At 37.3% G+C, this 21,320-nt stretch carries 21 protein-coding genes and 1 tRNA gene; 18 read left to right on the top strand and 4 right to left on the bottom strand.

The genetic code is table 11. The features are described from left to right. Window positions 1-19 precede the first annotated feature (19 nt). Entirely contained in the window at window positions 20-913 is an 894-nt protein-coding gene (locus NST97_RS06965; RefSeq protein WP_066247561.1) for a deoxyribonuclease IV, read from the top strand. Window positions 914-951: 38 nt separating this feature from the next. Here the strand turns inward: NST97_RS06965 and NST97_RS06960 are convergent, their stop codons facing one another. Beyond that, the gene (locus NST97_RS06960; protein ID WP_063388062.1) at window positions 952-1,218 is read right to left on the bottom strand and encodes a DUF2624 domain-containing protein; all 267 of its coding nucleotides are present in this window, start codon (window positions 1,216-1,218) and stop codon (window positions 952-954) included. Window positions 1,219-1,364: 146 nt separating this feature from the next. On the opposite strand from NST97_RS06960, the gene NST97_RS06955 reads away from it, so the two are divergent. The 5 genes from NST97_RS06955 (at window position 1,365) to NST97_RS06935 (ending at window position 5,021) form a co-directional block, all read left to right on the top strand. Further along, window positions 1,365-2,246 (top strand): YitT family protein, encoded by an 882-nt coding sequence (locus tag NST97_RS06955; RefSeq protein ID WP_063388063.1) that lies wholly within the window; start codon window positions 1,365-1,367, stop codon window positions 2,244-2,246. A gap of 114 nt (window positions 2,247-2,360) precedes the next feature. Then, window positions 2,361-3,119, top strand: a complete 759-nt coding sequence (locus NST97_RS06950; RefSeq protein ID WP_066247563.1) for a metal ABC transporter ATP-binding protein — start codon at window positions 2,361-2,363, stop codon at window positions 3,117-3,119. Between the two features lie 15 nt (window positions 3,120-3,134). After that, window positions 3,135-3,974 carry a metal ABC transporter permease gene (locus NST97_RS06945; protein WP_063388065.1) on the top strand — a complete coding sequence of 280 codons (840 nt, stop codon included), beginning with the start codon at window positions 3,135-3,137 and terminating at the stop codon, window positions 3,972-3,974. Continuing rightward, window positions 3,971-4,393 carry a Fur family transcriptional regulator gene (locus tag NST97_RS06940; protein ID WP_063388066.1) on the top strand — a complete coding sequence of 141 codons (423 nt, stop codon included), beginning with the start codon at window positions 3,971-3,973 and terminating at the stop codon, window positions 4,391-4,393. Before NST97_RS06945 ends, NST97_RS06940 begins: the two co-directional genes overlap by 4 nt. Window positions 4,394-4,634: 241 nt before the next feature. After that, window positions 4,635-5,021, top strand: a complete 387-nt coding sequence (locus NST97_RS06935) for a hypothetical protein (RefSeq protein ID WP_063388067.1) — start codon at window positions 4,635-4,637, stop codon at window positions 5,019-5,021. Between the two features lie 35 nt (window positions 5,022-5,056). Here NST97_RS06935 and ispG read toward each other — a convergent pair whose 3' ends face one another. Together ispG and NST97_RS06925 are read right to left on the bottom strand one after the other, a co-directional pair. Beyond that, a complete protein-coding gene (gene ispG, locus NST97_RS06930) occupies window positions 5,057-6,163 on the bottom strand; it encodes a flavodoxin-dependent (E)-4-hydroxy-3-methylbut-2-enyl-diphosphate synthase (protein ID WP_341343175.1) in 1,107 nt (368 codons plus the stop codon). A gap of 95 nt (window positions 6,164-6,258) precedes the next feature. Next, a complete protein-coding gene (locus tag NST97_RS06925; RefSeq protein WP_341343070.1) occupies window positions 6,259-6,561 on the bottom strand; it encodes a hypothetical protein in 303 nt (100 codons plus the stop codon). Between the two features lie 490 nt (window positions 6,562-7,051). On the opposite strand from NST97_RS06925, the gene NST97_RS06920 reads away from it, so the two are divergent. Together NST97_RS06920 and NST97_RS06915 are read left to right on the top strand one after the other, a co-directional pair. Then, window positions 7,052-8,266, top strand: coding sequence for an MFS transporter (locus NST97_RS06920; RefSeq protein ID WP_339193073.1), 1,215 nt, complete (start codon window positions 7,052-7,054; stop codon window positions 8,264-8,266). 77 nt (window positions 8,267-8,343) lie between these two features. Continuing rightward, window positions 8,344-10,041 (top strand): methyl-accepting chemotaxis protein, encoded by a 1,698-nt coding sequence (locus NST97_RS06915; protein WP_341343069.1) that lies wholly within the window; start codon window positions 8,344-8,346, stop codon window positions 10,039-10,041. A 50-nt stretch (window positions 10,042-10,091) separates the two neighbouring features. On the opposite strand, the gene NST97_RS06910 is transcribed toward NST97_RS06915, so the two are convergent. Continuing rightward, window positions 10,092-10,874, bottom strand: coding sequence for a DUF1189 domain-containing protein (locus tag NST97_RS06910; RefSeq protein ID WP_144596783.1), 783 nt, complete (start codon window positions 10,872-10,874; stop codon window positions 10,092-10,094). Between the two features lie 282 nt (window positions 10,875-11,156). Here NST97_RS06910 and NST97_RS06905 point away from each other — a divergent pair, with 282 nt between their 5' ends. The 10 genes from NST97_RS06905 (at window position 11,157) to pstB (ending at window position 21,301) form a co-directional block, all read left to right on the top strand. Then, entirely contained in the window at window positions 11,157-12,272 is a 1,116-nt protein-coding gene (locus NST97_RS06905; RefSeq protein ID WP_339210175.1) for an IS4 family transposase, read from the top strand. Window positions 12,273-12,647: 375 nt separating this feature from the next. Next, the gene (locus NST97_RS06900; RefSeq protein ID WP_066247567.1) at window positions 12,648-14,279 is read left to right on the top strand and encodes a Na/Pi cotransporter family protein; all 1,632 of its coding nucleotides are present in this window, start codon (window positions 12,648-12,650) and stop codon (window positions 14,277-14,279) included. Between the two features lie 56 nt (window positions 14,280-14,335). Beyond that, complete coding sequence (locus NST97_RS06895) at window positions 14,336-14,818, top strand: DUF456 domain-containing protein (RefSeq protein ID WP_341343068.1); 483 nt, start codon at window positions 14,336-14,338, stop codon at window positions 14,816-14,818. A gap of 56 nt (window positions 14,819-14,874) precedes the next feature. Next, window positions 14,875-14,948 (top strand) — tRNA-Ile (locus NST97_RS06890). Between the two features lie 138 nt (window positions 14,949-15,086). Further along, entirely contained in the window at window positions 15,087-15,695 is a 609-nt protein-coding gene (gene sodA / locus NST97_RS06885) for a superoxide dismutase SodA (protein WP_063388074.1), read from the top strand. Window positions 15,696-16,101: 406 nt separating this feature from the next. After that, window positions 16,102-17,382 carry an MFS transporter gene (locus NST97_RS06880; protein WP_341343067.1) on the top strand — a complete coding sequence of 427 codons (1,281 nt, stop codon included), beginning with the start codon at window positions 16,102-16,104 and terminating at the stop codon, window positions 17,380-17,382. Window positions 17,383-17,543: 161 nt separating this feature from the next. Beyond that, the gene (locus NST97_RS06875) at window positions 17,544-18,530 is read left to right on the top strand and encodes a PstS family phosphate ABC transporter substrate-binding protein (protein ID WP_341343066.1); all 987 of its coding nucleotides are present in this window, start codon (window positions 17,544-17,546) and stop codon (window positions 18,528-18,530) included. A 73-nt stretch (window positions 18,531-18,603) separates the two neighbouring features. Beyond that, on the top strand, window positions 18,604-19,545 hold the full coding sequence (pstC, locus tag NST97_RS06870) for a phosphate ABC transporter permease subunit PstC (RefSeq protein ID WP_063388077.1): 942 nt from the start codon (window positions 18,604-18,606) through the stop codon (window positions 19,543-19,545). A 1-nt stretch (window position 19,546) separates the two neighbouring features. Next, on the top strand, window positions 19,547-20,425 hold the full coding sequence (gene pstA / locus NST97_RS06865) for a phosphate ABC transporter permease PstA (RefSeq protein WP_341343065.1): 879 nt from the start codon (window positions 19,547-19,549) through the stop codon (window positions 20,423-20,425). An 84-nt stretch (window positions 20,426-20,509) separates the two neighbouring features. After that, on the top strand, window positions 20,510-21,301 hold the full coding sequence (pstB, locus tag NST97_RS06860; protein ID WP_269467022.1) for a phosphate ABC transporter ATP-binding protein PstB: 792 nt from the start codon (window positions 20,510-20,512) through the stop codon (window positions 21,299-21,301). Window positions 21,302-21,320 lie beyond the last annotated feature (19 nt).

Below are 21,320 nucleotides of genomic sequence, written 5' to 3'. Positions count from 1 at the left end.
TTGTAAGGAGAGGAAAAACATGTTAAAAATTGGCTCGCATGTATCGATGAGCGGCAAGAAAATGTTGCTTGCGGCAAGTGAAGAGGCAGTTTCATACGGCGCTAATACGTTTATGATTTATACAGGAGCCCCGCAAAACACGAGAAGAAAAAAAATTGAAGATTTAAATATCGAAGCAGGTTTGGCGCATATGAAAGAGCATGGCATCGAAGAAATTGTCGTTCACGCACCATATATTATTAACATTGGCAATACAACAAATTTAGCGACCTTCCAGCTTGGCGTTGATTTTTTAAAATCGGAAATTGAACGCACGGAAGCAATCGGTGCAAAACAAATCGTGCTCCATCCGGGAGCTCACGTTGGAGCCGGTGCAGAAGCCGGAATCAAAAAAATTATTGAAGGTTTAAATGAAGTGCTGGAGAGGGGGCAAAAAGTGCAAATCGCCCTTGAAACGATGGCCGGCAAAGGTTCAGAATGCGGAAGAACGTTTGAGGAGCTTGCGATGATCATTGATGGTGTTACCTACAATGAACATTTGTCCGTTTGTTTCGACACTTGCCATACTCATGATGCCGGTTATGATATTGTCAATGATTTTGATGGGGTTTTAAATCAATTTGATAAAATCATCGGCATCGACCGTTTAAAAGTTGTTCATATAAACGACAGCAAAAATCCGCGCGGGGCCCAAAAAGACCGTCATGAAAATATCGGATTCGGCCACATAGGATTTAAAGCAATCAATTATATCGTCCACCATCCGCAATTAAAAGACTTGCCAAAAATTTTAGAAACTCCGTATGTCGGTGACGACAAAAAAAATAAAAAGCCGCCTTATAAATTTGAAATTGACATGCTGAAGAATAAGACGTTTGATGAAAATGTTTTGGAAAAAATAGCGAATCAATAAAAAAGGACAAGCTCCCTTTTTTAGGGAACTTGCCTTTTTTATTTCCAATTGCCATTGAAGAATTGCAAAAATAATTGATTTGCTTTTTTGGCTGTTTCCGGCGAAGTGATTTTGGCAATTTGTTTTAACAAAGCAATTCTTTCTTCTTCATGAAACACGTTGATTTTTTTTCCCTGTACGAGTTGAAGCAGCTGTTTTGCTTCGTTAATCGAAATGGATATATCATATTGCTTTGCATATGACACAAGTTCTTCAGGTTTTAAACTGTTAATTTTTTGTTGAATAATTTTTTCAAATAAAATCAAAGATCTCGCCTCCCCTCTTATTCGTATGAACAGAGGGGAAGATAGTTGCCTTTTTTTAAAAAAAATGGGTGGAGAAAATGACATAAATATCGTCTCAGCAAAATTTTTATAATACAATATGATTAAAAAAAAACTAGGAGGACGAGATGAGTAAAAAACATCATAAAAAAGAAAGCTTAAGACACATCATTTATCGATTGTTAATGATTGTGATCGGAGCTGTTCTGGCAGCCGTAAGCATCGAGCTGTTTTTAGTCCCAAATCATATGATTGATGGCGGTATCATCGGCATTTCGCTTATTTTAGACCACATATTTTCGAATCATATTAAAATCATCAATTTCGCAACATTAGTTATTGTGTTAAACCTTCCTTTTATGTATTCCGGTTATAAGCAGATTGGGAAGACATTTATGTTTTCGTCCATATTTGGCATCATTTGTTTGGCCATTGCGGAAAGGCTGGCCCATGATTTTGAGGCCTTTACAACAGAGCCTTTGTTAGCCACTGTATTTGGTGGTTTTTTGCTCGGTGCAGGAGTGGGACTTGTCATCCGACACGGAGGATCTCTGGACGGGACAGAAATTTTAGGAATTCTTTTAACGAAAAAAATTCCCTTTTCCGTTGGTGAAATCGTGATGTTTTTGAATATTTTCATTTTTGGAAGCGCAGCGTTTGTCTTCGGGATTGAGCAAGCCATGTATTCCATCTTTACATATTATATTGCCTTTAAAACAATTGATGCGGTTGTTCAAGGTCTTGATGAAACAAAGGCCGCCATCATTATATCTGATCATTACGATGAAGTGTCTGATGCCATATTGTCACGCTTAGGACGCGGAACGACAAAATTAAAGGGAAAAGGCGGATACACGGATACGGAAAAAGACGTCATTTATGCAGTTGTTACAAGGCTTGAAGTGGCAAAATTAAAATCGATTGTACATGAGATTGACCCGAACGCGTTTATTACCATTATGAATACACAAGAAACGAAGGGCGGAAAATTTAAATCTGCCATCCATTAATCAACACATTGAAGTAGAGGGAGAACACATTTTTCTTTACAAATGTGCTCTTCTCCTGTATACTTTAATGACAAAAATAAATCGTAATGATTCCTAATAAAATAGGTGAGAAGCATGGGGGAAAAAATAGTAGAAGTAAAAAACCTTTTTTTTCAATATGAGAGAAAATATGTGCTCGAAAATATCAATATTTCCATTGAAAAAGGAGCATTTTTAGGTTTAGTTGGGCCGAACGGCTCCGGAAAATCGACATTATTGAAATGTCTGCTTGGGCTTTTAAAGCCTCAGAAAGGGACGATTCATTTATTTGGTGAAGATATTCATCAATTTAACGATTGGCATAAAATTGGCTACGTTTCTCAAAAGGCAAACAGCTTTAACTCTTCGTTCCCAGCTACTGTTTTTGAAGTAGTAGCGAGCGGCTTGACTCCCAAACTCGGTTTGTTTAAAAAAATGAAAAAAGCTGATCGGGAAAAGGTAATGGAAGCGATCCGGGCAGTTGGAATGGAAAAGGCAGTTCACCAAAATATCGGTGAGCTTTCAGGAGGACAGCAGCAAAGGGTATTTATTGCTCGCGCACTTGTCAGTGAACCTAAATTATTGATTTTAGATGAACCAACTGTAGGTGTAGATAGTCAGACAGTCAATCATTTTTATCAGCTTTTGCATCATTTGAATAAAGAATTGGAAATCACATTAATACTTGTTACCCATGATATTGGAGCTATTACAGATAAAGTTACGCATGTTGCTTGCTTGAACAAACAACTTTATTTCCATGGAAATAAAGACGAATTTGAACGCCTGAAAGAAACGGAATTGACCTCATTGTACGGGCATCCAGTTCAGTTAATAACACATGATCATGAGTAGATGGAGGAAATGAAGATGTTTAGCAGTATTTTACAATTTGAGTTTTTGCAAAATGCATTTCTTTCAGGTATTTTAATCGGTTTTATCGCACCTCTTTTAGGTGTTTTTGTGGTGGTCAGACGATTATCACTAATTGCAGATGCACTGAGTCATGTGACCTTGGCTGGAATTGCGGGCGGTCTTTTTTTATCTTCAAAAATATCCTTCTTTTCTTCATTGAATCCAATTTATGTCGGAATGGGTTTTTCTGTTTTAGGCTCACTTGTGATTGAAAAGCTGCGAGCTTTTTATAAATTTTATGCGGAATTGGCCATTCCGATAATCATGTCGGCTGGGATCGGTTTTAGCGTTGTATTTATCTCTTTAGCAGATGGGTTTAATACAGATCTTTTTAATTACTTATTTGGAAGTGTTAGTGCGGTTTCCAGGACGGATTTATATATTATTACTGGTGTTGCAGCATTGGTTATTTTATTGATCGTATTGTTTTATAAAGAATTGTTTTTACTGTCGTTTGATGAAGAATATGCATCTGCTTTAGGGCTGCCGGCAAAAGGCTTGCATCTTTTGTTTATTTTAACAGTTGCCCTAGTGATAAGCGTTTCCATGAGAGTTGTTGGAATTTTGTTAGTTTCCTCGCTTATGACCCTTCCTGTTGCTGCAAGTATTAGAATAGCAACCGGTTTTAAAAAGACAATTTTTCTTTCCGTTATAATAGGAGAAGCTTCCGTTTTAATCGGTTTAGTATTATCTTATTATTTAGATATTGCTCCGGGAGGAACAATTGTCATTTTAGAGGTATTGGCTTTGATTTTTTCCATTATTTTGTCAAAAGCTAGGAGGGGCAAAATATGAATGTCGAACAAGCTTTACAATATTTAAAAGAAAAGGGATATAAATATACATCCAAAAGGAAAGAAATGCTTCAACTAATTGCCGATTCTGATAAATATTTGACAGCTAAAGATGTTTTGGAAAAAATGAATAAGCGCTATCCCGGTTTAAGTTTTGATACGATTTATCGGAATTTATCATTGTTTGCAGAGTTGGGTATATTGGAAACGACAGAGCTTTCAGGTGAAAAGCACTTTCGCTTTCATTGTGATTTAGGACATCATCACCACCATTTTATTTGTATGGAATGCGGAAAAACGAAAGAGATCGAATCATGCCCAATGAATACGATAGAGGAGTATTTGGACGGATATAAAATTAATGGACATAAATTTGAAATTTATGGGTTATGCCCGAATTGCCATGAACAAACCTTGTGAAATTTGATCACAAGGTTTGTTTTTTTATGGGAATTCATGATAAGAAGGGATGAACTCGAGTTTTGTCATTTCTTAAAAAAAGAATAAAATTTCACAAATAGTAAAAAAATAAAGGATCAACATATTGCTTCCCGTCCTCTGATCCAACATTAGATCCTATTTGAAAACATTTCCATAATAATGGGAATTGATTTGCTTATACTATAAATGCTCCTATCTTTTGAAAGCGAGGGATATGGCAATGGCAAACAAAAATTTCCCACATGCCGGCAAATCAACTGAAATAAATGCCATTCAGGAAAACCGAAATTTTGAAAACCGGAATAATGAAAACCGAGATTATCTAGAAGAAACCGCAGCAGAAGCTGGAGCAGTTGAATCTAGAAATACAAATGAAACATATAATTATAATAATGACGCCGATGAAGCTGGCGGCCGCAATTTAGGATGGCTGGCGCTGGCACTATCGATTATTTCTTTATTTGTTTTGCCCGTTTTATTAGGAGCATCGGGTATCATTATAGGGTTTATCGCCCGTCGGCGCGGTGCGGAAAATCTGGGAGCATGGGCGATCGGAATAGGTATCGTTTCCTTGCTGCTTGGAATTTTCGTATTACCGTTTTTTTAACAAAAACAAAAAGCTTGGGGCATCTGCTCCAAGCTTTAAACTTTTTCCTTTTCTTGTTTTTTGAAATATTCTTCAGCGATTAAATCCACTTCTTTTTTTAATTCTTCGACCATTGTTTCTTCCGGAACTTTCCGAACAATTTTTCCTTTTCTAAAAAGCAATCCTTCGCCTCGTGCACCAGCAATTCCAATATCGGCTTCTCTCGCTTCGCCTGGACCGTTTACTGCGCATCCTAAAACAGCTACTTTGATTGGCGCACGAATTTTTGAAATATATTCTTCGACTTCATTCGCGATTTTAATGAGATCTATTTCAATTCTTCCGCATGTAGGGCATGAAATAAGTGTTGCTGCATTGGCAGCCAGGCCGAATGATTTCAGCAATTCCCGGGCAACCTTCACCTCTTCGACGGGATCAGCGCTTAATGATATACGCAAAGTATTGCCGATGCCTTTGCTTAAAATGGCTCCAAGGCCGGCAGCGCTTTTGATTGTTCCCGCAAACAAAGTGCCAGATTCGGTAATCCCTAAATGGAGCGGATAATCAAACTCTTTTGCAGCTTTTTCATATGCTTCGATTGAAAGCCGTACATCAGACGCTTTTAAAGAAACGATAATATCGTGAAAATCAAGATCCTCTAAAATTTTTATGTGATGCAATGCACTTTCAACCATTCCGTCAGCAGTAGGATAGCCGTACTTTTCTAAAATCCTTTTTTCAAGTGAACCGGCGTTTACTCCAATTCTGATTGGAATGTTTCTTTCTTTCGCAGCCTTCACAACAGCTTCTACTTTTTCCCTTCGCCCGATGTTCCCCGGGTTAATCCGTATTTTATCTGCTCCGCCTTCAATCGCTTTTAAAGCGAGCCGGTAATCAAAATGTATATCGACAACTAGAGGAATGTTAATGCGTTTTTTGATTTCTGGAATTGCATTTGCAGCCCGTTCATCAGGACAAGCAACACGAACGATTTGACAACCTGCTTCTTCCAGTCTGTGAATTTCTTTTACTGTGGCTTCAACATCATGCGTTTTCGTTGTGGTCATGCTTTGAATGACTACTTCATTATTTCCGCCAATTTGAATGTTGCCTACTTTGACTGGACGTGTTTTCGTACGATGTGTGATTTCGCCCACGTTTATCGCTCCTTAAATATAAATACGTTTGATGGAACATTTGCCATCCTATGATATTGTACCAATCATAGCCAAGCAATGACAAGAATTAAAAACTTTAACTAATTGTTATATAAGGGGAATTTGTATGTTTTTCCTGCTTGTATACTGTACACATCTTCATTTGAATTTAATTCCCCAAAATCTTTAATAATCTCTTCAATGCTTGCTGGAACAGGCTTATTGTGTATTTTTTCAACAATGGAAAGAACCGTATCTCCTTCCTTCACTTTTACCTCCATAAATTGTTCTTCAGCATGCGGTTCATTTTGTATGGAAGATACAGGTAATGTACCGTTTTTTAAATCATAATAAATAACAAAACTGAAAAAGATAACTAGTAAAGCAGAAAATAAACGTTTCATCTCTATGTTCCCCCGTTTTGTTCTTTATTAACATATATGTTTTTTATGTACAAACATACCAATTATGTCTTTGCTGGCATACACAAGTGAAAAGTTAGCAAGTTCGGAGGACCTGGGGAGAAATCAACATCTCTTTTCTCGCTTGAGACAAGCTGCTGAAGCTGTTGCAAAGCGAGTTCGCTGCTTTTTTCGATCTTTCTGTCTTCTTGAATGGAAAATTTATATAGATTGAAGTTTTCAAGCAATGAGGGCTCAAATTTATGAATTCAGATCCTTTCCAGCTATTCTTTCCGAAAATATTGTTCAAGTTGAAGCAGTGTCTGAATTAATGCGAGAGGGAAGCTCAGTTAAACCTAAAGGGTAGAAGCTGCTTTACGATCGAAGAGCATTTTGAAAACGTCCAAGATATTCTTCGGTTTAACGCATTCCCTGCTGTCAACAATGAATTCATGCATCAATTCGAAATTCGAGTAAACGAAGGGAGATAAATATGAGAGAGCATATCATCATTATGTTATTAGGGATGCTTCCGTTTATGATGGTGCTAGGAAATTCGATGCTGATCCCGATATTGCCGGAGTTTGGACAAGCGCTTGAAATTACAGCTGCACAGACGAGCTTTATTTTAAGCATATTTAATATACCTGCAGCGATCATCATCCCAATCGTAGGTTTCCTTTCCGACCGTTACGGCCGAAAAACATTTATTTTATGGTCGCTTTTATTGCTGATCATAGGGGGGGCTATCTGTTTTTTCAGCGGTTTTGTCAACAAATCTATTGCTTTTTGGACATTGTTAGCTGGACGTTTGGTGCAAGGGCTTGGCACAGGAGGAATATCGTCTCTAGCCATGTCATTAGCAGGAGACATGTTTACGGACGAAAAACGGGATCGAGCTCTTGCCGTTTTAGAAGTGTTCAACGGAACTGCAAAAGTAGCCGCTCCCATTTTAGGGGCTTTGTTAGCCCTTGTAGCATGGTATTTTCCATTCATTCTTTTCCCTATTATTGGAACTCTCTTGCTTTTTTTCATTCTTTTTTTTATAAAGACTTCTCCATCAGGCGAGGAAAAAATATCGCTTCACGAATATGTGCAAAGAATAGCTGATGTGTTAAAGGTGCAAAAAGTGCGATTGTTATCTCTTTACCTGTATGGCGGTACAAGTATGTTTTTGCTTTTTGGGCTGCTGTATTACTTAGCCTATTTAATTGAAGAGTTATATCATATCGATGGATTCTTTAAAGGATTTGTATACTCTTTTCCGTTAGGCGCATTATCTATATCGTCTTATTGGACAGGAAAGCGATTGGACTATGTAAAAAACCGTTTTCTTTTTTTATTGGTAGGGATGTTCATGACGTTTTTATCATTTTTCAGTTTTTTGATTTTTCAACAGTTTTCGCTATTTTTGTTTTTTATCACTATTTCATTTGGCGGCTTAGGTTTTGTGCTGCCGGTTATTAATTCGTTGATTATATCAAGTGTTGATGATGCAGAAAGAGGGATTGTAGTTAGCTTATACGGGATGGCGCGTTTTTTAGGGGTTGCGCTCGGACCGGTTGTTTTTAGCTTGTGGATTGGCAATGAACAGTTGTTGTTTAAGCTTTTATTTTTTATGTTGTCGCTCGTTCAATGTTTACTCCTATACGTATTTAAAAATGATTGGAAAATAGTATGTAGCAAAATGTGGAGGAATTTACAATAAAAATAAAAAAACTTTAAATTCCCTTAATAATCTTTTGTCATAATGCTGTTAAGCTTATAAAGGGGGAAATCATAATAGTGAAAAAGAAGAGAAAGAACATGTCGATAGGAGAGCGAATACCTCTATCTGTAAGATTGATTTTGTTTGCGCTCATACTTCTTATTAGTTCGATAACTGTTGTCGGTTATACTGCTTACCAAAAAGCAAGTGAAACAACTTTTAATTTGATAGAGGATCGATTAAAAAGGGAAGTATATATGACAGAGATTGCTGCCAGCAATCTTCTGTATGCTTATGTAAATAGCTCTGATGATTTTTTCGAAAGATTTGATAAAGAAGTCGTTCAAAGGCAATCCTCCCAGCTGATTCAGGACGGTTTAAATGCTGACTTTTTTTTCGTTCGAAATGAAAAGGCCACACCATTTTCGGTTAGCGTTAAAACAAAAACTCAAATCCCAACTGCAATTGTAAAGGAAATAACGAAAAAAAATAGCGGAATTATTCATAAATCTTTCAATGGACAAGATTATACGTTGGCCTTTAAAGAAATGCAGGAATTGAAAGGAATTTTTTTGCTTGCCGTTCCGACAGAAAGTTTTATAAAGCCTGTGCATGAACTAGCTTACAATACAATCTGGATTGGAATAATCAGCGTCTTTTTTATGATGGGAATATTGTTTTTAGCTGTCAGAAGTATGACAAAACCGTTGACGATTTTGAGGGAAAAAATGAGAAAAATGCGTGAAGGAGATATTCAGCTTGATTTAAACATAAATACAAATCTTCCAGAAATCCTTTCGCTCATCAAAAGCTTTAAGCAATTGGCAGGCTATTTGGGGATGATGATTCAAAGGATTAATACCACAACAGAAAATTTGTTTTCGACAGGCCGGAAGCTTAAACATTCTTCTGATGACGTATTAACATTACATACGAATCTTGTTGAAGCGATTGAAATGGTGAAAAACGGTGCGCAGCAAACAGCTTCAAGCTCTGAAGAAAGCGCAAAAGTATTTCATTCCATGAAAAATACAGTTCAAACTGTGCTGGAGAGAATAGAGCGCCTTTTCTCAAGCGCACAGGGCATGAACCGATCAGCCAACACGGGAGAACAAAATATGAGACAGATGATCGAATCGTTAAATCGCTTTGAAAAAGAATGCAAAACTATGTCTAAAACGATCCAAAGTGTTCGAGATCATTCGACGGCGATTGAAAAGGTTGTGGAAATGATATATGCAATATCTGAGAAAACAAAGCTATTGTCATTAAATGCAACAATTGAAGCAGCAAGAGCTGGAGAAGAAGGCAAAGGATTTGCTATCGTTGCTGAGGAAGTCCGAAAATTGGCTGAACAGTCATCCAAAGCGACGGAAGACATAGCACAGTCTGTAAAAATGATGGATGATATTTCTCAGAGCGCTTATCAGCAGTTTAAGCTAATTTTGGAGCTTGTGCAAAACCATTTAGAAGTTGCAGGTAAATCGCGGCTTTCATTTGATCAACTAGTAGATGAGATTGGAAAAGTGAATGAAATATTGTCTGAAACAAGACACAGCTTACATACTTTAGATGATTGGCTCCCTAAAATGGAGCAATCTGCTGAAAATTTTTTATCAGTCTCTCAAGAAACGTTTGCCAGTGCAGAGCAAATGCAATCTGTCGCAAAAGTACAGATGGAACAAATTCGCGAAACCCATGCTATTGGACTAACTTTAATGGAACTGTCCGAATCTCTAAAGTCCACTACAAACAAATTTCAGTTTAAATCATAGTGTTAATAACCCCTTAAGGCAGAGTTGGAAATTCTGCCTTAAGGGGTTTTTTATGCAGCTTTTATTGGTTGTTTCGGGCTCGGGATTTCTTTTAATACAAGATATAAAACAGTTATATGTACAAACCAGTTTATATAAAGAGCAAAGGATATATCGATGAGAAAAAAGTTCATAATGGCAAAAAACACGGTTGCAAGCGTGACGCTGTAGGCTGAAATAGTCCAAAGCTGTTTAAAATTTAATCTTTTTCCCATCCTCTTTTTAAACAACAGCCCGACAATAGCTAAAAACGTAATTTCCACAAATTTAGAAGTGGCTGACATCGCAAATAGTGTGACAGATATCACGGGAATGATAATCGGAGCAACTTCAGACAGCTGTTTGATGGCAGCTGTCAAATCCTCTTTTGTTATCTCTGTTTCCTGAAAAAAGTTATACTCGAGCTGCTGCATTGTGCCATTGGAAACGAAAACAAATTCATTCGATAAGATGCCGATGACGTTTTCCTGCCATTTCAAGTCATCCCTTGTGAAAGTTCCTTTTGGGTCAAAAATAATTGTATATTGATCATGCTTTGCTTTCACAACCGCATTTTCCTCGGATTTTAAAGTTCCGTTATGAATGGTGAATTCAGGGATTTTTTCATTTATCGTTTGGTCAAGCCCGTTTATAGCATTTACAATAGCTAAGTTTAAATATATGCAATTGGGCAGGGCGGCAAGAAAGGCCAATAAAAATCCATAAAGAATGGGTTTGCCGATTTTTTGAAATCTAGTAAGAGCGATTGTTTTTGGAGAGTATATGCTTTTAAAAAGGAGGACAAATAAATTCATTGATCGAAACACTTCCTTTTATAACATTTCTATTTGATTGTACCAATGAAACAAAAATAATGAAAATAAGTTATATAGGCGATTCGGCAATAAGAATAACAATTGTGAACAAAATGTAAAATTTTTTTGTTAAATTTAAAATCACTAGCGTTGCAGTAATTAAATCTGATGATTCAAAATACTAAGAATGTTCAATTTTTTATTGATTTCGAAACAAAAAAATCCTTTACAATGGAAGTACAGGTGGTTCCTGTCCAAATCCAATCGTAAAGGATAAGAGTTATGGACAAGAATACACTAATTTCATCATTTGGTAAATGGGTTTCACCCATAAATATTCAAAAACTTAGCGAACAAGTCAAAGAATTGAAACAGGACTATTACACAAAAAAGCTGACAACAGAAGCCTATATTAAACTTTTATTGGTAGCCCAGCTGCTCGAATTTAAGAGCTTAGAGGAAATGAGTGATGCACTTGTAGACGAAGATCTTCAAAAAGCACTCGGATTTGAATCGATAAGTGCCTCTCAGCTATCCCGAAAAAACAATCAGATCCACCCACTAATTCTTGCAAATTTGTTCTTGGATCTTGTTTGGAAAATTCAACGGTACCATTATAAAAACGGAAAGAATATGCCACTGAAAATCATTGATTCAAGTACACTCCCGTTGAACTTGACCAATTATAAATGGGCAAAATTCCGGAAAACAAAAGCTGGTGTAAAGCTACACTTACGGCTCGTTTTCATGGATAAAGACACCGTCTATCCTGAAAAAGCAGTGATTACGACAGCAAAAGAACATGACCGAAATCAACTCGAAGTCCTAGTGGATGATCAAGAAGCCATGTATGTGTTTGACCGCGGTTATGTGGACTATGAACGTTTTGACCGGATGACAGATGATGGCTATTTCTTCGTTTCAAGACTGAAGAAAAACGCAGTCATTCGTGAAGTCTATACATTTTCACTTCCTGATGATTGTCACGTTCTATCCGATAAAATGGTCTACATTGGTACCACACAAAATCGTACTGAAAATGTCTATCGTCTACTAGAAGTTATGGACACAAAAGGGAACTTACTTCGTTTCATCACCAACCGATTTGATTTAAAACCAGAAGAGATAAGTGATATTTACCGATCTCGCTGGGCTATTGAACTCTTTTTCAAATGGCTCAAGCAACACGTAGAAATTAAGCACTTTTATGGAATGAGTGAAACAGCTATTCAAAATCAAATTTTCTTAGCCCTGATCACGTATTGCTTACATGTTCTCATTCAATTGGAGATGAAAAGTAAGAAATCCCTACTTCGAATTACTCGTTGGTTAAAGAGAGCTCTGTGGAAACCAGCTTATGTTTGGTTGCGAAAATTTGATGGGCGAGCCAGTCCATAATCTCCCTTTTGTCGTTGTCGCTCTGGTTTAACTGTATATATTTACCAAATGGGCAGTGCCACCTTTCTTTAGGTTTTGTCTTTTTGGCACAAATTCACAAAAGCTAATTAACAGAAAATTCTAACTATATTTATGCAATGCTAATGATTTAAAATATAAAAGTAACATGTGTGGGAGGAACATGTTAAAAATTAATTTTATTTGCGGGGCATATCGGTTTCGTCCATTATTATAGACAGAAGCTGCAGGAGCCTGCACCGATTGCAAAATAAAAAAATTGGATTTGAAGGAATTTGGTAATGGGAAATGTAAACGTTTCTTTTTCAAAAATGATTTAACCGTTAATATATTTGGAAAAATAAGGAGGTGAAACGAGTGGATGTAGATGTTCAAAAAATATTATTTGAATTTCTTGGCGGGATTGGAATTTTTTTATTTGCGATTAAAAGTATGGGAGAAGGTATGCAAAAATTCTCCGGAGATAAATTACGAGATATTTTGGATAAGTTTACGACAAACCCTATTATGGGTATTTTTGCTGGGATGTTTGTGACAATGTTAATTCAATCAAGCAGCGGTACAACTGTTTTAACGGTTGGTCTCGTTTCTGCCGGCTTCATGAGCTTAAAGCAAGCAATAGGCGTGATCATGGGAGCAAATATCGGAACGACTGTTACGGCATTTATTATCGGATTCGATATCGAAGCGTATGCCTTGCCAATTTTATTTATAGGTTCTGTTCTTTTATTTTTTTCTAAAAACAAAAAAATAAACAGCATCGGGCAGGTGATCTTTGGATTTGGCGCTTTGTTTTTTGGGCTTGAATTGATGGGAGACGGCATGAAGCCGTTAAGATCATTAGAAATTTTTCATGACTTGACTGTCAGCATAAGTGCAAATCCGCTGCTTGGCGTTGTAATTGGAACCGTTTTTACAATCATCGTTCAAAGTTCAAGTGCGACGATTGGGATTTTGCAAATGATGTTTTCACAAGGGTTAATTGATCTCAACGCTGCGCTGCCTTTATTATTCGGTGATAATATCGGAACAACCATCACAGCAGTTTTGGCATCAATTGGAGCATCGATTGCTGCTAAACGGGCTGCTTTGACGCATGTAATGTTTAATTTAATCGGAACGGCAATTTTTCTAATTATTTTACCAATTTTCAAATATTTTATCGAATCATTGCAAGCCCATTTGTATTTAAATCCTGAAATGACCATTGCCTTTGCTCATGGAATATTTAATGTTGTCAATACGATCGTTCAAGCGCCGTTCATCGGTGCACTTGCACTGCTTGTCACAAAAGTTATACCTGGTGAAGATTTAGCGATAGAGTATAAAGCGAAGCATTTGGATCCAATTTTTATTGAACAGTCACCAACCATTGCTTTAGGGCAAGCGAAGGAAGAAGTGCTTCGGATGGGTCAATATGCATCATTAGGGCTAGAGGAAACGAGACAATTTTTGATGACAAATCAGCAGAAGCACGCACAAATGGCGATGCAGCTTGAAGAGGCGATCAATAATTTAGATAGGAAAATAACAGATTATCTCGTATTGATTTCTGGAAAAGATATGTCGCAAAATGATTCGCGTCGACATTCCATTTTAATGGATACTGTTCGAGATATTGAACGAATCGGCGACCATTTTGAAAATATAGTGGAGCTTATTGATTATAAAAATAATAATAAAGTCACCATTACTGAGCAGGCATTGGAAGATTTATTGGAAATGTTTGAAATTACCTTGCAAAATGTGAAGGATGCGATCAACGCTTTAGATGATAACGATGTTGTATTAGCAAAAAAAGTATTGAAATCTGAAGAAAAAATCGATAGAATGGAACGCACTTTACGCAAAAAACATATTATCCGCATTAATGAAGGGATTTGTACCGGACAAGGCGGAATAGTATATGTAGATATTATCAGCAACTTAGAACGAATTGGCGACCACTCGGTGAATATTGCGGAAGCTGTTTTAGGATACCGTCAATAATCGTTTCAAGTGGATTAAATTGTTCATTGATTTCTAATTTCTAGGAGGATAAGCAAATGGATGTAATCATTTGGATTTTGATCATTGCTCTTTTTATCTTATCTTTTGTCGGGCTGATTTTCCCCATTTTACCGTCAGCGTTATTGATTGTAGCAGCCTTTTTTATCTATGGAATTTGTTTTAGCTTCAGCCAGTTAACCATTTCATTTTGGGTTGTTGAAAGTATGTTCATCATTCTTTTATTCCTATCGGATTATTTGGCAAATATGGTAGGAGTTAAACGGTTTGGTGGAAGTAAAGCAGCCGGATGGGGAAGTACGATTGGTTTAATTGCCGGGCCATTTATCATCCCGTTTGTTGGCATTATTTTAGGACCTTTTTTAGGGGCTGTTGCGGCAGAGCTTCTCGTACACCGCAAAACATTTAGCGAGGCTGTAAAGGTTGGAGTCGGTTCTTTATTGGGGTTGTTGGCGAGCACAGTAGCAAAAGGGCTGATTCAGCTGTTGATGATCATTCATTTTCTTTATACAATATTCTAAATTAGCCATTGACTTCAACAGCTATTTAGTGATAATTTACTTATGTGTTTGAAAAAGGACCCTTAGCTCAGCTGGTTAGAGCAGACGGCTCATAACCGTCCGGTCGCAGGTTCGAATCCTGCAGGGTCCATAAAATTAGTCGAATAATGTAACCGCTTTTTTAATTGCACATTAATTGCATCATTTTAATAAGTTTGGTAATCTGAATATGAAAGCTTCAAGGCAGAAAGCATTTAGTACATATTAATCATTAAGGAGGAGATTCATTATGGCTTATGAATTACCTAAATTGCCATACGACTATGATGCATTGGAACCTCATATTGACAAAGAAACAATGACGATTCACCACACAAAACATCATAACACATATGTGACGAACTTGAACGCTGCTTTGGAAGGTCAAACTGAACTTTTATCTAAAAGTGTAGAAGACTTAATCTCTAATTTAGACGCTGTTCCTGAATCTGTTCGTACAGCTGTTCGAAATAATGGTGGAGGACATGCAAATCACAGCTTGTTCTGGACCATCCTCTCACCGAATGGAGGCGGCGAGCCAACTGGAGAATTAGCAGAAGCAATTAACAAAAAATTTGGAAGTTTTGAAGCTTTTAAAGAAGAATTTGCTAAAGCTGCTGCTGGTCGTTTTGGCTCCGGCTGGGCATGGTTGGTTGTAAACAACGGCGAGCTTGAAATTACAAGCACTCCAAACCAAGACAATCCTCTTATGGAAGGGAAAACTCCAATTTTAGGTCTTGATGTTTGGGAGCATGCTTATTACTTAAAATACCAAAACCGTCGTCCTGAATATATTGCAGCGTTTTGGAATGTTGTGAATTGGGATGAAGTGGCAAAACGCTACAGCGCTGCAAAATAAACTGTTACAAGAGGCTGAGATATTCGAATCTCAGCCTTTTTTTATTTGTCGCGCCCAGCTAAGCTGTTATCTGCTAGTTGGTGCAAGTCCAACTCGAGTAAATGCCAGGACGCTCGGTAGCTGACAGGCAACTGGTGGAGAAACTAGACCTTGAAATCAACACAGAAAAATCCAAACTGGTCAGCCTATGGGACGACACAAACGGATTTGACTTTCTGGACAGCCCCTTGAAATCAGTTTTCTACTCTACTATTTTTTGGAAATGACTGACATAATTCGTGTTTCAGCGGTTTCTGTGCATTTTTTTTTGAGGCTGATCACTGAAAGGTAACGAAAACACCTTTCTTTATACATAACTCCCCTTTAGCTAGGAAAAATAGTAGTAGCAAGTAAAGGGGAGTTTTATATGATAAACGTCAAAAAATGGATTGGATCAAGAAAAACAGACCATGATTTCATGCTGCTGTTGATGATCGGCGGTTTTTATTCATTAAGCATTGCACTTTCGAATACGTTCGTAAATGTTTATTTATGGAAACAGTCAGGGGAATTGATTGATTTAGGATTATACAATTTATTTATTGTCATTTTTCAGCCGCTTGCTTTCATTATTGCTGGGAAAGTATCCAAAAAAATTGATCGAGTCGTTGTACTTCGCCTAGGAGTGTCGTTTTTAGCCGCATTTTTTCTAACCGTTTTAGTTTTAAAAGATCAAGCTGTCAACTACATGTATTTGTTAGGTGCAATCATTGGCGTCGGCTACGGTTTTTATTGGCTGGCCTTTAATGTGTTGACATTTGAAATTACTGAACCGGAAACACGGGACTTTTTTAATGGCTTTCTTGGGATATTAACTTCCCTTTCAGGGATGGTTGGACCGATGTTAGCTGGTCTGATTATTTCAAGACTTACAAATACTATTGGGTATAAAGTGATTTTTGCAGTTTCGTTAATGTTATTTACTGTTGCTGTCATGTTGAGCTTCTTTTTTACGTCTAGAAAAGCTCACGGAGATTACATTTTATTGAAAATCATTCAAGAAAGAAAAAGAAACAAAAATTGGAGATTAATTACAAACGCTCATGTGTTTCAAGGATTGCGTGAAGGAACATTTACATTTTTCATTAATGTGTTTGTATACATCGTGACCAAAAGTGAGATGGCTTTAGGTACATTTAGTTTTCTAAATTCTTTCGTAGCCTTTTTCACTTATATTGTGGCTTCTCGGTGGATCACGAAAAAAATGAGGAAAAAAGCTATTCTAGCCGGCGGGCTTATGCTATACTTTTCCTTGTTTCTCATTTTATTTCAAATTTCCTATGAAAGATTGTTAATATATGCTATTGCAATCGGAATTGCCTATCCAATTTTGCTTGTTCCGTACTCTTCGATCACGTATGATGTGATTGGAAAAGGGTGGAATATTGCGCAAGCAAGGATCGAATATATTGTTGTTCGAGAAATTTTTTTAAATGCAGGAAGAATCCTATCGATCCTCTTTTTTATTTTTACAGTTGCTTTGACAAATGAAACAAAAACCATTCCTTTTTTATTGCTCTTAATAGGTTCAGGCCATGCGTTCATATATCTGTTTGTTAAACAAATTAGGCTGAAAGAAAGCAACCGCCCGTTAAAACAAGAAAAGCGCATACACAGGCCAAATCTAGCGGATGGAGAGAAGGGATAAAATAAATGCGGAATGCCGTTTACGCAGCATCAGCTGTTCTTTATACACACAAAAAACAAGCTTTACAAAAGCTTTACATTCTATTAAAACTTGTTTAATACTTGAAAGTTAATCTTATATACGTAAGATGAGATCACGAAATAATAGGGGGAAGTAACCGAATGAAAAATTTTAAATTTTTGGCGTCATCCATTATGATCAGTTCTGTATTAGCTTTTACAGCAGCCTGCGGTAATTCGGATGATGCAAACACAAATGGTTCAAACTCCGGACAGCAATCATCTTCAGAAAGCGGATCAAGCGAGCAAAAATTAGAAGGTGAAATCGCTATTGATGGATCATCAACTGTTGGTCCGATAATGGAAGCTGTTTCTGAAGAATTTGCTGCAGAACATCCTGATGTAAAAGCTCCAATTGGAATTTCAGGAACAGGCGGAGGCTTTGAAAAATTTACAGCTGGTGAAACTGATATTTCTAACGCATCTCGCCCAATTAAAGACGAAGAGAAAAAAGTTGCTGAAGAAAATGGTATTGAATATACAGAATTCAAAATTGCTTTTGACGGTTTATCCGTTGTTGTAAACAAAGAAAATGACTGGGTCGATAAACTTACGATCGAAGATTTAGCAAAAATTTGGAAAGGCGAGCCGAAAAAATGGTCTGACATCAACCCTGAGTGGCCGGATGAAAAAATTAAATACTTCTCGCCTGGTACAGATTCCGGTACGTATGATTATTTTGATGAAGTTGTTTTAGGCGGTGAGCCGATTGTAAAAGATGCGACATTGTCCGAAGACGATAACGTACTTGTAAAAGGAGTCGCTAACGATAAAAATGCAATAGGTTATTTCGGCTATGCATACTATTTAGAAAATAAAGACCAGTTGAAAGTTGTGCCGATTGTAAACTCTAAAGGGGAAGCAGTCGAGCCGAAAAATGAAACGATTGAAAAAGGAACTTATGAACCGCTTTCCCGTCCGCTATTCTTTTATGTGAACAACAAATCATTAAAAGAAAAGCCGCAAGTGTATGAATACGTGAAGTTTGCCTTGGAAAACGCTGGGCAATTGGCAGAGGAAGTTGGCTATGTAAAACTTCCGCAAGAGCAATATGATGAACAGTTAAAAACGCTTGAAGGTTTAAAATAAAAATAAATAGACTGGTTGGATGAGAAGCATCCTTGCTTCTCATCTTCCTATGGGCATGAAAGGGGTTTTCATGATGGCTTTATCTGCAGGAAAATCGGTTCGGGAAATGATCAAAGAGAAAAAAACAAAAAAATCCACGCGCGATTTTATGGAAAAAATGGTCCCAGCCGTTTTATTTGTTGCAGCAGCTATTTCCATCTTAACAACTATCGGAATCATTGCTACTCTTGCTACAGAAACAATCATGTTTTTTTCACGAGTTTCTTTTTTTGAATTTATCACTGAAAAAGAATGGTATCCGTTTTTAAAAGATGATGCCTCATATGGAATCATGGCTCTTGTTTCTGGCACGCTTTTAGTAACGGTTATTGCCATGATTGTTGCGCTTCCAGTCGGTCTTGCATCTGCTATTTTTTTGAGTGAGTATGCGTCAGATCGGACAAGAAGGATTATCAAACCGATTTTAGAGGTTTTGGCAGGAATTCCAACTATTGTATATGGTTTTTTTGCTCTGACGTTTGTTACTCCTCTCTTGCAAAAATTGATCCCTGATATTGGCTTTTTCAATGCATTAAGCCCGGGCATTGTTGTTGGAATTATGATTATTCCGATGATTGCTTCCCTTTCAGAAGATGCGATGAGCTCTGTTCCGAATTCCATTCGAGAAGGCGCACTTGCTTTAGGTGCGACAAAATTTGAGGTGGCTTTAAAAGTAGTACTTCCTGCTGCCACATCGGGAGTCGTTGCCTCGTTCGTACTAGGAATTTCCCGTGCGATTGGCGAAACAATGATTGTCACATTGGCTGGAGGAGCCACACCAAAATTAACGTTTGATCCAACTGAATCTATTCAAACGATGACGGCTTATATCGTTCAAGTCAGCACGGGCGATGCGGGATACGGAACAACAATCTATTACAGCATTTATGCTGTCGGTGCCACGCTTTTTGTCTTTACAATGCTGATGAATTTATTAGCTCAATTTATCTCGCGCCGATTCAGGGAGGAATATTAACATGAAGTACATTGATCAAACGGTTGTTCGAAAAATGATGGGCAAAAGGGCCATGAAAAATCGTTTTTTTCAAACACTGTTTTTTGTATCTACCATTTTCGCTTTAGTAGTACTTGCTATTCTGTTATACCGAATATTCACTCAAGGAATTAGTTATGTAACACCGGAGTTTTTCCAAAATTTTGCCTCTAGGAGAGCTTCTGCATCAGGAATAAAAGCAGCCCTGGTCGGCTCAATTTGGGTTATGGGAGTGGTCATTCCAATTTCCCTCCTGCTTGGTGTAGGAACAGCTATCTATTTAGAGGAATATGCGAAAAAAAATAAACTTACAAATTTTATTCAGGCGAATATTTCGAATTTGGCGGGTGTCCCATCTATTGTTTTTGGTTTGTTGGGGCTTACAGTATTTGTTCGGGGAATGGATTTAGGCAGAAGCATTTTGGCAGGCGGTTTAACGATGAGTTTATTAATATTGCCAGTTATTGTCGTGGCGGCACAAGAAGCGATCCGTTCGGTTCCGAAAGAGTTACGTGAAGCTTCTTATGGAATGGGAGCAACGAAATGGCAAACAATTTATCGAATTGTTCTTCCAGCTGCAATTCCTGGAATTCTTACCGGAAGCATTTTAGCTTTTTCACGAGCTATTGGAGAAACTGCCCCTCTTCTTGTGGCGGGTGCATTTGTATTTGTTAACTATTTACCAGAGAATTTATTAAGCTCCTATACGGTTATGCCGATTCAAATTTACAATTGGGCTTCGCGACCTCAAGCAGAATTTCAAAATGTAGCAGCTGCCGGAATCATTGTGTTGTTTATTTTCTTAATAGTAATGAATTCGATTGCGGTGTTGATTCGAAACAAATTTCAAAAGCGTTATTAAATGGGTTTTCCTAAAAGGATGAAGGAGGTTTTTATTTTGGCAATTACTGAATTGAAAAAAACTGAACTGAAAAAAGAACAAGAAATCGTTTATGAACAAAATAGCGAAGACAAGAATGAAAAGAAAATTGTCTATAAAACGAACGGCTTAAATTTATGGTACGGTGATGATCAAGCTCTAAAAAACATTGATTTAGACATTTATGAAAATGAAGTAACTGCAATCATCGGTCCTTCTGGATGCGGAAAGTCGACTTATATCAAAACATTGAATCGAATGGTCGAGCTGATTCCATCCGTTCGAATCAACGGTGAAATATTATATCGCGGAAAAAATATATTTGATAAATCTTATCGTGTTGAAGAACTGCGCACTCAAGTCGGCATGGTTTTCCAAAAGCCGAACCCGTTTCCGAAATCTATTTATGACAATATTGCGTATGGACCGAGAATACACGGCATCCGTGATAAAAAAATATTGGATGAAATCGTCGAAAAAAGTTTAAGAGGCGCGGCTATATGGGATGAAGTAAAAGATCGGTTGAAGGAAAACGCGTATGGCCTGTCAGGAGGACAACAGCAGCGTTTATGTATTGCGCGTTGTTTAGCAATTGAACCTGATGTGATTTTGATGGACGAACCAACGTCAGCGCTTGATCCGATTTCTACGTTGAAAATTGAGGAATTGGTTCAAGAATTAAAGAAAGATTACAGCATTATTATTGTAACGCATAACATGCAGCAAGCTGCACGTATATCTGATAAAACTGCCTTTTTCTTAAACGGAGAAGTTATCGAATTTGGCGAAACCGACCAAATCTTTTCTAATCCGTCAGATAAGCGGACGGAAGATTATATTACAGGACGCTTCGGATAATAATTGTTTTGAATAACAC

It is taken from the genome of Aeribacillus sp. FSL K6-1305 (genome assembly GCF_038050115.1).
In the GTDB taxonomy this organism is placed as follows: Bacteria; Bacillota; Bacilli; order Bacillales; family Aeribacillaceae; genus Aeribacillus; species Aeribacillus composti.
The sequence above is the reverse complement of the archived record's forward strand: the minus strand, read 5'-3'. Positions and strand labels throughout refer to the sequence as shown.

Excerpts from the sequence above, each read along its gene's own strand:
- NST97_RS06965 (WP_066247561.1), top strand. The coding sequence starts at position 20 with ATGTTAAAAATTGGCTCGCATGTATCGATGAGCGGCAAGAAAATGTTG.
- NST97_RS06955 (WP_063388063.1), top strand. The coding sequence starts at position 1,365 with ATGAGTAAAAAACATCATAAAAAAGAAAGCTTAAGACACATCATTTAT.
- NST97_RS06950 (WP_066247563.1), top strand. The coding sequence starts at position 2,361 with ATGGGGGAAAAAATAGTAGAAGTAAAAAACCTTTTTTTTCAATATGAG.
- NST97_RS06945 (WP_063388065.1), top strand. The coding sequence starts at position 3,135 with ATGTTTAGCAGTATTTTACAATTTGAGTTTTTGCAAAATGCATTTCTT.
- NST97_RS06940 (WP_063388066.1), top strand. The coding sequence starts at position 3,971 with ATGAATGTCGAACAAGCTTTACAATATTTAAAAGAAAAGGGATATAAA.
- NST97_RS06935 (WP_063388067.1), top strand. The coding sequence starts at position 4,635 with ATGGCAAACAAAAATTTCCCACATGCCGGCAAATCAACTGAAATAAAT.
- NST97_RS06925 (WP_341343070.1), bottom strand. The coding sequence starts at position 6,561 with ATGAAACGTTTATTTTCTGCTTTACTAGTTATCTTTTTCAGTTTTGTT.
- NST97_RS06920 (WP_339193073.1), top strand. The coding sequence starts at position 7,052 with ATGAGAGAGCATATCATCATTATGTTATTAGGGATGCTTCCGTTTATG.
- NST97_RS06910 (WP_144596783.1), bottom strand. The coding sequence starts at position 10,874 with ATGAATTTATTTGTCCTCCTTTTTAAAAGCATATACTCTCCAAAAACA.
- NST97_RS06905 (WP_339210175.1), top strand. The coding sequence starts at position 11,157 with ATGGACAAGAATACACTAATTTCATCATTTGGTAAATGGGTTTCACCC.
- NST97_RS06895 (WP_341343068.1), top strand. The coding sequence starts at position 14,336 with ATGGATGTAATCATTTGGATTTTGATCATTGCTCTTTTTATCTTATCT.
- sodA (WP_063388074.1), top strand. The coding sequence starts at position 15,087 with ATGGCTTATGAATTACCTAAATTGCCATACGACTATGATGCATTGGAA.
- NST97_RS06880 (WP_341343067.1), top strand. The coding sequence starts at position 16,102 with ATGATAAACGTCAAAAAATGGATTGGATCAAGAAAAACAGACCATGAT.
- NST97_RS06875 (WP_341343066.1), top strand. The coding sequence starts at position 17,544 with ATGAAAAATTTTAAATTTTTGGCGTCATCCATTATGATCAGTTCTGTA.
- pstC (WP_063388077.1), top strand. The coding sequence starts at position 18,604 with ATGGCTTTATCTGCAGGAAAATCGGTTCGGGAAATGATCAAAGAGAAA.
- pstA (WP_341343065.1), top strand. The coding sequence starts at position 19,547 with ATGAAGTACATTGATCAAACGGTTGTTCGAAAAATGATGGGCAAAAGG.